Below are 13,096 nucleotides of genomic sequence, written 5' to 3'. Positions count from 1 at the left end.
GTCGCCGCCCTCGCGCCTACTGCCTCGGCTCCGGCTTCATGACCGCGAAGACCGCCCCGTACGGATCGGCGACGTTGGCCATCTTGCCGACGCCCGGCACCTCCATGGCGGCCAGGGTCTCCGTGCCGCCGAGCCGCTTCGCCTCGGCCACCGTGGCGTCGACGTCGGCGACGTCGAAATACGGCAGCCAGTGGGGGCCGCGGGCGGCCACGGACGGGACGTCGCCCATCCGGACCAGGCCGCCGAACGACGCCTCCGGGCCGGCGCCGGCCGGGTGGACCGTGGTGTAGGTGTAGTCGGTGCCCTCCACCTTCAGCTGGTCGGTCCCCCAGCCGAAGACGCTTCCGAAGAACGCGGCCGCCGCCGGGACGTCGGGGGTGTACAGCTCGGCCCAGAGGAACGAGCCGGGCTCCTGGATGACGCCGAGGCCGGGGTGCTCCTTCGGCTGCCACACACCGAAATACGCTCCGGCCGGGTCCGTGAAGCCGCCCATGCTGCCGTAGTCCAGGACGTCCATCGGCTCGAACGCGGCGCTGCCGCCCGCCCGCTCCACCGCCGCCGCGGTGGCGGCCACGTCGGGCGACTGGAAGGAGACCGACCAGGCACTGGGCGATTCCTCCTCGGACACCGTCATCACACCGCCGACATACCGCCCGTCCAGGGTGAGCATCCCGTAGCCGCCGATCTCGGGACCGCCGGGGACCAGGTCCCATCCGAACAGCTCCCGGTAGAAGGCGGCGGCCCCTTCGAGGTCGGGAGTGCCGAGATCGACCCAGCTGGGCGCTCCGTCAAGGAAGGTGGGGCTGATCATGGCGTACTCCTCAGTCGCTCCGGGTGGTCCTGCCCGTCGGTTCCGCCGGGGTGATTCCTCTCGTTCGAGTCTTGCACCGGGCACTGACAACCGCAGTCCGCGCGGGGCCGACCGGGCGCCGTCCACCGGCGGTGATCACGTCCGCCGTGCGGCCCAGGGTAGGCATCGCGTGCCCGCCGGGGCGAAGCGTTGGACCGGCGCGTCGCCCGGCCGTACAGAGCCCTGCCGTACAGAGCCCTGCCGTACAGAGGCCCTGCCGAGGAGGGCCCGGCCGTGAAGGGCCCTGTACGACCGGTGTTCGCGACGGGGCCGGGAGTGTCGGTGGGGCGTGGCACGATGGCGGGGAAGCCGGAAGAGCGGGGTCCCGGGGCTGCGAGACACCCCTTCGGGAACAGAAGGACACACATGAAGCAGAGCGGGGCGGCGGGCGGCACGGCCCGCGGGACACTCGCACGGGGGGCTGCCGGGGGCCCGGTGCCCAGCGGCGGCGCGGCCCGTGAGCTGCTCGCGCGGGCGGAGCGGCTCCTGGAGAGCGCCCGTGCCGTGCCGGCGGACCGGGCGAGCGCCGTGGACGCCGTGCGCTTCGTGCTCGATCCGCTCCTCGACTCCTTGGTGAGCCGGGAGCTGGCCGCCATCCCCGCCTCCCGGCTCAAGGACGTCACGGAGGGTCGGCTGCGCCTCGGGGCGCTGGAGCAGGCCGGGTTCGGCACGGTCGGGCAGGTCCACGGCACGAACCGCTACGAGCTCCGGCAGCTTCCCGGGGTCGGGGCGCACACCGCCGATCAGGCGCTGGCCGCCGCCGGACAGATCGCCCACGCCGTGCGCGACACCGTCTCGGTGCGGATCGACGTGGACGCCCCGGACGCCACGAGCACCGCCCTGGTGATCGCCCTGCACCGGCTGGTCGAGGCCGGTGCCGACGCGCGGCGGGCGGTGGACGCGGCCCGCCGGCTCGCCGAGCGGCTCGGCCCCCCGATGGCGGCGGCCGCACCGGCCGGGAGCCGGCTGCGGATGCTGTTCACCGGGCGGGAGGCGCGGGCGCGGGTGCGCGAGGCGCTCGGTTCGGTGCGGTCCGCCGTGACGGACGCCGTGGAGCGGGAGCTGCCGGTGCTCTTCGCGCAGGCGTCGGCCGACCTGCTGCGGTCACCGGCCTCGCCGGCCGAGGCCTGGGTGGACTTCGAGCTGCGGTCCGCCGAGTACTACAGCCTGCTCGCCGAGCTGTCCGGCAGCGGTCAGGACCGGGACGCCGCCGAGGGGTTCCTGCCGGCCGGGATCGCGGACCGGGTGCGCGCGCTCCGGCTCGACGACACGCGTCTACGGGTGTCCCTGCGCGGCTACCAGGCGTTCGGGGCGCGCTTCGCGCTGGCGCAGAAGCGGGTGGTCATCGGGGACGAGATGGGGCTCGGCAAGACCGTGCAGGCCATCGCCGCCCTCGCTCATCTCGCCGCCCACGGCGAGAGACACTTCCTCGTGGTGTGCCCGGCGAGCGTGCTGATCAACTGGACCCGGGAGGTCCGGGTCCGCTCCACGCTGCGCGCTGTTCCGGTGCACGGCACGGAACGGCAGGAGGCCTTCGCGGACTGGCGTGAGAGCGGCGGAGTGGCGGTGACCACCTTCGACGCGCTGCACCTGCTGCCCGAGGGGGCGGCGGCCGGGGTGCGGCCCGGGATGCTGGTGGTGGACGAGGCCCACTTCGTGAAGAACCCCGCGGCCCGCCGTTCCCGGGCGGTCGCCGGCTGGGCGGAGCGCGTGGAGCGGGTGCTGTTCCTCACGGGCACCCCGATGGAGAACCGGGTGGAGGAGTTCCGCAGCCTGGTGCGCCAACTGCGGCCCGAACTGGTGCCGTCGGTGAGCGGCACGCACGGCGCGGCCGGTTCGCGGGCCTTCCGCCGGGCCGTCGCCCCCGCCTATCTGCGCCGCAACCAGGTGGACGTGCTGGCCGAACTCCCGGCGCTGGTCCAGGTGGACGAGTGGGAGGAGTTCGGCGCCGAGGACCGGGACGCCTACCGCGAGGCGGTCGCCTCCGGGCGGTTCATGCACATGCGCCGGGCCGCCTACGCCGTGCCCGAGGCGTCCGCCAAGCTGGAGCGGCTGCGCGAACTGGTCGGCGAGGCGCGGGACAACGGCCTGAAAGTGGTCGTCTTCTCCTACTTCCGCGAGGTGCTCACGACGGTCGGGGAGGCCCTGGGTCCGCAGGCGTACGGTCCGCTCTCCGGGAGCGTCCCGCCGGCCCGGCGGCAGGAGCTGGTCGACGCGTTCTCCTCCGTGGACGGGCACGCGGTGCTGCTGAGCCAGATCCAGGCGGGCGGCACCGGGCTGAACATGCAGGCCGCCTCCGTGGTCATCCTGTGCGAGCCGCAGATCAAGCCCACGCTGGAGCACCAGGCCGTCGCCCGTGCCCACCGGATGGGCCAGGTCCGCACGGTCCAGGTGCACCGGCTGCTGGCCACGGACAGCGTGGACCAGCGCATGGTGGAGCTGCTGGCCCGCAAGGACCGGCTGTTCGACGCGTACGCCCGGCGCAGCGATCTCGCGGAGGCCACCCCGGACGCGGTGGACGTCTCCGGCGTCGAACTGGCCCGGCTCATCGTCGAGGAGGAGCAGCAGCGGCTGGCGGAGGGCACCCGCCGTCCGTGACCGGCCCCCCTCCCCGGGCCCCGTGACGGACCGGGTCAGTGCTGGTGCTCCGCCGCGTCCTTCGCCGCCCCGCCCTTCTCCGCGCTCTTCTCCCCGGCGCTGCTGCCCCCGGCGCTCCTGCTCTCGGCCTCCTCCTCCGTGCCGCCCGCCGCGTGGTGGGGTTCGTGGCCCGGGATCGTGCCGTCGGGTTTCTTGATCAGCAGGAGTCCGGCCATCCCCATGTCGGAGTGGCTCTGGACATGGCAGTGGTACATCCACGCGCCGGCGCCCACGCGTTCGCCCGCGATGAACTGGAGGCCGAAGGAGTCGGCGGGCCCGCAGATCTTGTTGTCGATGACCCGGCTGGGGTCGTCGGGGCCGGTCAACAGGCCGGTCCGGTTGTCGGCCCAGCGATGTCCGTGGATATGGAAGGTGTGGTAGTACTCGCCGTGGGTGATCATCACGATTTCGAGCCGATCGCCCACCGTGGCCTCGAAGTTGGTGCTGTTGTGCTCCGCCTTGTTGTTGATCGTCATGTCGTTGAAGACGATCGTGAACGTCTTGTCGGGCAGGATGTCGCCCTTGCGGCGCACGATGACCGGCCCGTAGAGCCCCCTGCGGATGCCTCCGGTGCCGTGGTCCGTGCCGACGACATGGTCGTGGTAGTGCCAGTAGCCCGCGCTCCCCGGCTCCCAGGTGCCGTCCTCACGGCGACCCGGGGCGTGGGTGCGCCAGGTGTACGTACGGGTGCCGCCGGGCTCGACGTGGCTCTTGTTCATCCGGGTGCCGTCGTTGGCGATGTCGTAGTCCACGCCGTGGACATGGAGGCTCGCGTCGGCGTCGGTGAGGTTCTCGAACTCGATGTGCAGCGTGTCGCCCTCGTTGATCTCGATGAGGGGGCCGGGGATCGAGGCCCCGCCCTTCTCGAAGCCGTAGCCGAGCTGGCCGTCCGCCAACTTCTCCGCGTACATCTTCAGCCTGCGCACCACCCCGCCGGCCGGGGCCGTGCGCGGCGGGTTCTCGGCCGAGCTCGCTTCCACCGCCCCGAGCGACAACGATGTCACCCCGGTCGCGGCCGCGGCGGCGCCACCGGCCAGCATCCGCCGGCTGAAGGTCCTTCGGTCCATGTCGAACTCCCCCCTGCGACAAGGAGACCGGTGCGGCCGCCGATGCGCAACGGCGCTCACGGGGTCCCCGGAACGGGCCACACCGTAGCCGGGGCCCTTCCGTTTATCCACACCCGGGACAAAGTTCGTGCCATTGCTGCCACGCCTATTGGCGGACCACGAAAAGAGGTCTAGCTTCGTGCGCTGTCGCAGTGCGTCAAGAGGTAGTGAATCAAGAGGTACTGACGAAGAGACGAAGAACCGACGAAGAGTTGAGCGAGCCACAGTCACCGAGAGGTGCAGTGACCACAGAGGGGTGGGTGACCACATGCAGCGCGCATCGCATCACCGGTCCGGATCAGGACGCGGCCTCGCGGCGGCCGTGGCGGCCGGCGCACTGACCGTGTCCATGCTGGCCGGCGGCGGCCGGGCCGGCGCGGAGCCGTCCCCGGACCGGGCCTTGGTGGAGAAAATGGCGACAACGTTGTCCTTACCGTCTCCGCCCGGTGCCGCGAAGCGGGTCAAGGTGCTGGTCTTCTACGCATCGGCGGGCGACGAGGCACCGTACACGGACGCCGGGATCGCGGCGATCGAGAGGATCGGGCTGACCGGCCCGGAGTCCGGGCGGTTCACGACCGTGGCCACGGACGACCCGAAGGTCTTCACCAACGGCAAGCGGCTCGGCTCCTTCCACGCCGTCGTCTTCCTGACCGGCGGGGGCGATGTCCTCGACCCGGAGCAGGAGGCGGGCCTGGAGGCGTACATGGAGGCGGGCGGCGGCTTCCTCGGCATCCATGACGCGGCGCGCACCGAGCCGTACTCGGACTGGTTCACCGGTCTGGTCGGAGCCCGCCCGGCGGCGAACAGCCCGGCTTCCGTGCAGCGGGCGACCGTGGAGGTCGGCGACCGGGTCCATCCGGCCACCAAGAACCTGCCGCTGGAGTGGAAGCGTCCCGACACGTGGCTGAACTGGACGAAGAACCCGTCCGGTGACGTGCACACCGTGGCGCGCGTACGGGAGTCGACGTACCGGCCGGGCGCGAGCGCCAACGGCTGGGACCACCCGGTCTCCTGGTGCCGCGACTACGACGGCGGCCGGTCCTTCTACACGGCCATGGGCGGTACGGCGGACAGCTTCGCGGAGACCGACTTCCGCGACCATCTGCGCGGCGCGCTCGCCTGGACGAACCGGACCTCGCAGGCCGACTGCAAGGCGACGATCACCTCCAACTACACCGCCGAGCGCGTCACCGAGCCCAACCAGCCGGGCCGGAACGACCAGATCGGCGAACCGCACGGCCTGGTGACCGCGCCGGACGGGCGGGTCTTCTCCATCGGGCGCGGCGGCGCCGACAGTTCCGTCCCGGTCGTCACCGACTGGAGCGACCCGGACATCGGCAAGGGCAAGGGCCAGATCCACGTCTACGACCCGAAGACCGGGAAGGTCACCCTGGCGGGCGCGCTGGACGTCTTCGGAAACAAGGGCGGCGGCGACGAACTGGTCAAGGTCGAGGAGGGGTTGCTCGGCATCGAGCTGGACCCGGACTTCGCGTCGAACGGGTGGGTGTATCTGCACTACACCCCGCACGCGAAGATCGACCGCGACCGGCGCATAGCGACCCGGCAGGTCTCCCGCTTCACCTTCGACTCCGCGAGCGACAAGCTGGACCTGGCCTCGGAGAAGGTGCTGCTCGGCTGGCCGGTGCAGATACACAGCTGCTGCCACGCGGGCGGCGGCATGGCCTGGGACTCGCAGGACAACCTGTACATCGCGACCGGTGACAACAACTCCTCCGGTTTCAGCGGCGGTTACTCCGGCAACAACCCGCAGCCGAACTTCAAGGGAGTCTCCTTCGCCGACGCGCGGCGCACCGCGGGCAACACCAACAACCTGAACGGGAAGATCCTGCGGATCCACCCGGAGGACGACGGTACGTACACCCTGCCCGAGGGCAACCTCTTCACCGGCGAGGAGCCGGACGAGGGCGGCGGAAAGACCCGGGGCGAGATCTATGTGATGGGCGTGCGCAACCCGGCCCGGATCTCGATCGACACCTCGACGGACACGCTGTACGCGGGCTGGGTCGGCCCCGACGCGGGCTCCCCTTCCACCACGTGGGGCCCGGCGAAGTACGACACGTTCGCCGCGATCACCGAGGCGGGCAACCACGGCTGGCCGTACTGCATGGGCAACAACCAGCCCTACCGGGACCGCAATCTGCCGGACCCGGCCAAGCCGCTGGGCTGGTACGACTGCGACGCCCCGAGGAACGAGTCGCCGAACAACGACGGTCTGGTCGAGCTGCCGCCGGTGACGCCGAACACCATCTGGTACTCCCCGCAGGGCGGCGGGGTCGACTACCCGCGCGACGAGAACGGCGTACCGAGCTACAGGACGGAGGAGGGCAAGGAACTTCTGCCCTGGCTCAAGGGCGGCGGACAGGCCACGATGAACGGCCCGGTCTACCGCTACGACGCGCGGAGCGAGTCCACCGCCAAGTGGCCCGCCTACTGGGACGGCAAGTGGTTCGTCGGTGACTTCTACGACGGCACCCAGCCCCGGCACGCGGTCATCACCGACCCGAAGACCGTGGGCAAGGGCGGACTGCCCGTGCACGCCGAGTCGTTGAAGAGGATCATCCCGGTCGGGACGGACGGCATCCGCAATCTGATGGACTGGAAGTTCGCACCGGACGGTTCGCTGTACGTCCTGGACTACGGGCGCGGCTTCTTCACCTCCGACTCCAAGTCCGCGCTGTGGCACGTGACGTACCAGGGCGGCGGCGCGACCCCGGCCACCGGGGACCTCGTCGGAAAGGCGGCGGCGAAGTGACACAGTACCCGTACCTCGCACGCAGGCGGCATCGTCCGCCGAGCTTCTGGGTGGCCCTGCTGGCCTCCCTCCTGATGGTCCTCGGGCTGACCTCGACGGCCGCGTACGGCAAGGGCGGCGACGCTCCGGCGGCCGAGGCCGCCGATCAGGTCCTCACCTGGACCGCGGGCGATCCGATCGACCGCTATCTGACCGCGCCGAGGACGGCGGTGGCCGGCCGGGCGACCATCGTCTTCGAGAACAGCACGGCGACCGGCAACACCACGAGCATGCCGCACACGCTGACGTTCGGCGTGTCGGACCCGGAGTTCAACAACGACGTCCGGCTGAACATCCTGGCCAACCCCGGTGACGCCGAGGGCGGCAGGCACAGCGTGGAGGTCACGCTGTCGCCCGGCCGGTACTTCTACCACTGCACGATCCCGGGCCACGGCCGGATGCAGGGCATCCTGACCGTCACCGAGGACGGCGGCGATGACACCGAAGCCCCCGCGACCTCGGCGAAGGTCGACGGCGACAGGGACGGCGACGGCGCGTACATCGGCCAGGCGTCGGTCACCGTCGAGGCCACCGACGAGGGCTCCGGCGTCGACACCGTCGAGTACGCCCTCGGGGCGGACGGCGCGTGGCAGCCGTACACCGCGCCCGTCGTGGTGAGTGAGGTCGGCGACCACACGGTCCGCTACCGGGCCACCGACAAGGCGGGCAACGCGGCGGCGGAGAAGTCCGTCGGCTTCGCGGTCGCCGCGCCGCCGGCCGACGACGAGACACCGCCGGAGACCTCGGCGACCGTCTCGGGCGAGAAGGACGAGACCGGCGCGTACCTGGGGATGGCCACGGTCACCGTGACCGCCTCCGACACCGGGTCCGGGGTCAACACCATCGAGTACGCGACCGGCGCGGACGCCGCGTGGCAGCCCTACACCGCACCGGTGATGGTCCACGAGGTGGGCGCGCACCAGGTCCGCTACCGGGCCACCGACCGGTCGGGCAACGTGGCGCGGGAGAAGTCCGTGGACTTCACCGTCGTCGAACCGCCGTCGCAGGACCGGACGGCTCCGGAGACCTCGGTGAAGGTGGCGGGCGACAGGAACTCCGACGGCGCGTTCATCACCAGCGCCGAGACGACCGTCTCCGCGACCGACGACGACTCGGGCGTGGAGAAGGTCGAGTACTCCCTCGACGGCGGCCCCTACCTCGCGTACACCACTCCCGTGATCGTCGACCGGGTCGGCTACCACTCCATCGCCCACCGGGCGACGGACAAGGCGGGCAACACCTCCGAGGCGAAGAAGGTGTCGTTCACCGTCGTGCGGGGCGGCGGGGTTCCCGCGCCGAACTGCGCGGAGTACGACGAGCGGCACACCGTCTTCGTCGGCACCATCGACACCGGTGTCCCCAACCGGATCACCCGTAACCGCTGCACGATCAACGAGCTGATCGAGGACGAGAAGGACTGGTCCTCCCACGCACTGTTCCTCAAGCACGTGAAGTCGGTCCTGGACAAGCTGAAGACCGACGGCGTCATCGACCGGCGCGAGCGCAAGGCCGTCAACCGGGCCGCCAAACAGTCGGGCATCGGCAAGCCCGGCCAGGTCGAGGGCTACACCAAGCTCTTCGACGGCACGGCGGCCTCGCTCGCCAAGTGGAGCCACGTGGGCGGCGGCGCGTTCGGGCTGAACGAGGGGGAGGGCTCGATCACCAGCTCCACCACGGTGGACGGCATGGGCATGCTGTGGTTCCCGGCCCGCGCGTACGGGGACTTCTCGCTGAAGCTCCAGTGGCGGGACGACGCACCGGGCTCGAGCAACGCCAACGGCGGGGTCTTCGTCCGCTTCCCGAAGGTCCACGACCACCCGGAGGAGCCGCGTCCGGAGTGGGTCGCCATCAAGTACGGCCATGAGATCCAGGTCAACGACCGGCCGGACGGTGACATGTACAAGACCGGTTCGGTGTACGGCTTCGACCGGGTGGGGCTCGGCGGCGCCGGGGTCACCCCCAAGGGCACCTGGAACGACTACGAGATCACGGTGGTGGACCAGCACTACGAGATCTACCGCGACGGCGTCCTGATCAACGAGTTCGACAACACCGGCGGTCAGCTCTTCGAGCCGCCGCGCGGCGACGACCCGGGCACCGACGGCCGGCGGTTCGCCTCCGGTTACATCGGGCTCCAGGTACACGGCGTCACCGACGTCATCTCGTACCGCGACGTCCGGATCAAGGAGCTGTAGCGAGCAGGGCTCTCTCAGGTGGCCGCGGCCGCGTGCTCCGGCGTGCGGGCGCGGCCGCCGGGGTGCCGGTGGCGCCACACCCAGAACACCGTGCAGGAGACCAGCGCCCAGCCGGCGAGGACCAGGTACGGGAAGACGAACTGGTGGCCCTGGTAGTAGACGGCGGTGTGCTGGGCGTTGACGGACGCGCCCGGCGGCAGCCAGCGGCCGATGTGCCCGAGCGCCGAGGGGAGCAGCGGCCAGGACACCGCTCCGCCGGAGGACGGGTTGCCGAGCAGCACCATGACGCCCCAGGTCGGGATCATCGCCCAGCGGCCCATCAGCGTGTTGAACATGGTGAAGACCATGCCGGAGGTGAACATCGTGAACGCCAGGATCAGCCAGGACTGGACGAACGGCAGGTCGACCGCCCCGAGCCACCAGTCCACGGCCGCCGCGATGGCGAGGCCGCCGAGCAGGGCGTACGCGGCGGTGAAGGCGATCCGTTCGGCCGGGTTCAAGCCGTGGGCGTGCACGCTGAGCTGGATCGCGCCGAGGAAGCCCATGATCACGGCGGCCAGCGAGATGTAGAACAGGGCGAGCCCGCGCGGATCGCCTCGCTGGAGCGGCTTGACGTCCTGGACGGTGACGTCGATCCCGGTGGCGTCGCCCACCTCAAGACCCGCCTTGCCGAGCAGTTCGGCCACGGACGCGCCGGAGGCCCCGGCCACGTCGAGCGCCACCCCGCCGCCGTCGGACGCGCGCACGATGGCGAAGACCTTCTGCTCGTCCAGGGCTCGGCGGGCATCGGCGACGTCCGGGTAGTCGCGCAGTTCGAGGGAGGCGTCGAGCTCCTTCTCCATGCCCGCGACGAACTCCTCACCCCGCTCCGCCGCCGGCCGGACGACCAGGGCGGCGGGGATGCGGTGCGGGGCGGGGTCGGCCATCGCGTACGTGTAGGAGCCGGCGAAGAGCCCGGCCGCGGCGGCGACGATCAGGACGAGGACGGTCGCCGGGAGGAACGGGCTGTTCCTGTACGCCTCCCAGCGCTCGCGGAGGGTGAGCGTTCGCCCGTGCGCGCCGTGCCGGTCGCCGCTCTCGCTCACGCCATCTCGCCGTCGTCGTCGTGGCGGGCGCGGCTGGGCTGGACGCGCTTGGGCTCGCCGGGCATCTTCGGGTACTCCGGCGGATAGGGCATGTCGCCGAGCCCGCGCTCCTTCTCGTCCCGGTCGGCCAGCTCCAGCAGCCCGTCGAGCCGGAACGCCTCCTGGTCCATGTCGGCGTGCACGTCACCGAGTTCGGCGTAGCGCGCCGGGAGCGTGACGATGTCGAAGTCGCGCGGTTCGGCGTCGTCGATCTCCTCCCAGCGCAGCGGTGCGGAGACCGGGGCGTGCGGGAAGGGGCGTACGGAGTAGGCGGAGGCGATGGTGCGGTCGCGGGCGGTCTGGTTGAAGTCGACGAAGATCCGCTCGCCGCGCTCCTCCTTCCACCAGGCGGTCGTCACCCGCTCGGGCATCCGCCGCTCCAGCTCGCGCCCGGCGGCGATGGTGGCGCGCCGCACCTCGGTGAAGGTCCAGGCGGGCTCGATGGGCACGAAGACATGGATGCCCCGGCCGCCGGAGGTCTTGGGCCAGCCGCGTACGCCGTGGTCCTCCAGGACGGAACGCAGCTCATGGGCGGCGGTGACGGCGTCCGCGTAGTCGGTGCCGGGCTGCGGGTCCAGGTCGACGCGCAGTTCGTCCGGGTGGTCGGTGTCCCCGGCGCGGACCGGCCACGGGTGGAAGGTGAGGGTGCCGAGGTTGGCGGCCCAGAGCACGGCGGCGAGCTCGGTGGGGCAGATCTCGTCGGCGGGACGGCCGCTGGGGAAGGCGATGCGCGCGGTGGGGATCCACTCGGGGAGGTTCTTCGGGGCACGCTTCTGGTAGAAGAAGTCGCCCTCCACCCCGTCCACGAACCGCTGGAGCGTGGTCGGCCGGTGGTTCAGGGCCCGCGTGATCCCGGGGCCGACCGCAAGGAAGTACTCGGCCACGTCCCTCTTGGTGTAGCCCTTCTCCGGGAAGTACACCTTGTCCGGGTTGGACAGCCTCACGGCCCGTCCGCCCGCGTCCAGCTCCACCGCTGCTCCCATGACGGCCACCGTAGGCCGGTCGCACATATGCCGCACATCGGGAGACATGGGTGGGCACACCGTCCAGAATCGGGTCATGGACCTGCCGGTGATGCCGCCCGTGAAGCCGATGCTCGCCAAGTCGGTGGCCACGATCCCGCCGGGCATGAGCTACGAGGCGAAGTGGGACGGCTTCCGGGCGATCGTGTACCGGGACGGCGACGAGGTGGAGATCGGCAGCCGCACCGGAAAGCCACTGACCCGCTACTTCCCCGACCTGGTCATCGCCGTACGGGACAACCTCCCGCCGCGCTGTGTGATCGACGGGGAGATCGTCATCGCCCACGAGGGACGGCTCGACTTCGACCGGCTCAGCGAGCGCATCCACCCGGCGGACTCCCGGGTCCGGATGCTGGCGGAGCAGACCCCGGCGAGCCTGATCGCCTTCGACATCCTCGCGGTCGACGACGCCTCCCTTCTCTCCACCCGGCAGGCGGACCGGCGGAAGGTGCTCGAAGCCGCGCTCTCCGGCGCGGACGCTCCCGTCCTGCTCGCTCCGTCCACCACGGACATCGAGGTCGCCCGGCAGTGGTTCGAACAGTACGAGGGCGCCGGGCTCGACGGGGTCGTGGCCAAACCGCTCGATCTGCCGTACCGGCCCGACACCCGGGCGATGTACAAGATCAAGCACGAGCGGACCGCCGACGTCGTGGTGGCGGGCTACCGCGAGCACAAGAGCGGCCCGGTCGTCGGCTCGCTGCTGCTCGGCCTGTACGACGCCGAAGGCGTGCTCCAGCACGTCGGGGTCTGCGCGGCCTTCCCGATGAAGCGGCGCGCCGAGCTCGCCGAGGAACTCGCCCCGCTGCGCGTCGAGTTCGGCGAGCACCCGTGGGGCGCGTGGGCGGACGCGGCGGCGCACGAGCAGTCCCGGCTGCCGGGGACGCAGAACCGCTGGTCGGGCAGGAAGGACCAGTCCTGGGTGCCGCTGCGTCCCGAGCGGGTCTGCGAGGTGGCCTACGACCACATGGAGGGCGACCGGTTCCGGCACACCACCCAGTTCCGCCGGTGGCGTCCGGACCGGTCTCCCGCCGGCTGTACGTACGCGCAGTTGGAGGAGGTCGTCTCCTACGACCTGTCCGAGGTGCTGTCAGGCGGCTGACTCCGGCTGACCGGCCGGCGTGGCGCAGGACCCGTCCGCCGCGCCCGGGTCCGCGGACCTCGCGTCGCCGGACGGGGACGGGGGCGGGGACGGTGACGGGGTGTCGTCGGAGTGGGCCGGGCCGGTCTCGCCGGGGTCGGGCGATGCGGTGGGGGCTGGGCTTGATCCGCTTTGACGGACATTCGAGATCAGGGGTTCGTCCCCGGGAGGATGTCCATCATGGAGAGCATGGGGAAGAAGAAGCCTCGCCC

At 71.4% G+C, this 13,096-nt stretch carries 8 protein-coding genes; 4 read left to right on the top strand and 4 right to left on the bottom strand.

Features of this window, described 5'->3' with window-relative positions; all coding sequences use genetic code 11:
• Positions 1–16: 16 nt before the first annotated feature.
• Complete coding sequence (locus ACGF2Y_RS19985) at positions 17–811, bottom strand: VOC family protein (RefSeq protein WP_392949058.1); 795 nt, start codon at positions 809–811, stop codon at positions 17–19.
• A 405-nt stretch (positions 812–1,216) separates the two neighbouring features.
• On the opposite strand from ACGF2Y_RS19985, the gene ACGF2Y_RS19980 reads away from it, so the two are divergent.
• On the top strand, positions 1,217–3,448 hold the full coding sequence (locus ACGF2Y_RS19980) for a DEAD/DEAH box helicase (RefSeq protein ID WP_392949055.1): 2,232 nt from the start codon (positions 1,217–1,219) through the stop codon (positions 3,446–3,448).
• Between the two features lie 35 nt (positions 3,449–3,483).
• Here the strand turns inward: ACGF2Y_RS19980 and ACGF2Y_RS19975 are convergent, their stop codons facing one another.
• A complete protein-coding gene (locus ACGF2Y_RS19975) occupies positions 3,484–4,554 on the bottom strand; it encodes a multicopper oxidase domain-containing protein (RefSeq protein ID WP_392949053.1) in 1,071 nt (356 codons plus the stop codon).
• Between the two features lie 361 nt (positions 4,555–4,915).
• Between ACGF2Y_RS19975 and ACGF2Y_RS19970 the strand changes: the two genes are divergently transcribed.
• Both ACGF2Y_RS19970 and ACGF2Y_RS19965 read left to right on the top strand, forming a co-directional pair.
• On the top strand, positions 4,916–7,366 hold the full coding sequence (locus ACGF2Y_RS19970; RefSeq protein ID WP_392949375.1) for a ThuA domain-containing protein: 2,451 nt from the start codon (positions 4,916–4,918) through the stop codon (positions 7,364–7,366).
• Between the two features lie 74 nt (positions 7,367–7,440).
• Positions 7,441–9,600, top strand: coding sequence for an OmpL47-type beta-barrel domain-containing protein (locus ACGF2Y_RS19965; RefSeq protein ID WP_392949372.1), 2,160 nt, complete (start codon positions 7,441–7,443; stop codon positions 9,598–9,600).
• A 14-nt stretch (positions 9,601–9,614) separates the two neighbouring features.
• Here the strand turns inward: ACGF2Y_RS19965 and ACGF2Y_RS19960 are convergent, their stop codons facing one another.
• Both ACGF2Y_RS19960 and ligD read right to left on the bottom strand, forming a co-directional pair.
• The gene (locus ACGF2Y_RS19960) at positions 9,615–10,685 is read right to left on the bottom strand and encodes an ABC transporter permease (RefSeq protein ID WP_392949050.1); all 1,071 of its coding nucleotides are present in this window, start codon (positions 10,683–10,685) and stop codon (positions 9,615–9,617) included.
• Complete coding sequence (gene ligD, locus ACGF2Y_RS19955; protein WP_392949047.1) at positions 10,682–11,707, bottom strand: non-homologous end-joining DNA ligase; 1,026 nt, start codon at positions 11,705–11,707, stop codon at positions 10,682–10,684. The genes ACGF2Y_RS19960 and ligD overlap by 4 nt, the downstream gene beginning before the upstream one ends.
• A 76-nt stretch (positions 11,708–11,783) precedes the next feature.
• On the opposite strand from ligD, the gene ACGF2Y_RS19950 reads away from it, so the two are divergent.
• Positions 11,784–12,845: an ATP-dependent DNA ligase gene (locus tag ACGF2Y_RS19950; protein WP_392949044.1), complete on the top strand. Its 1,062-nt coding sequence runs from the start codon at positions 11,784–11,786 to the stop codon at positions 12,843–12,845.
• The last annotated feature ends 251 nt before the right edge of the window (positions 12,846–13,096 follow it).

Source organism: Streptomyces sp. NPDC048142, assembly GCF_043202835.1.
Taxonomy (GTDB): domain Bacteria; phylum Actinomycetota; class Actinomycetes; order Streptomycetales; family Streptomycetaceae; genus Streptomyces.
The sequence above is the reverse complement of the archived record's forward strand: the minus strand, read 5'-3'. Positions and strand labels throughout refer to the sequence as shown.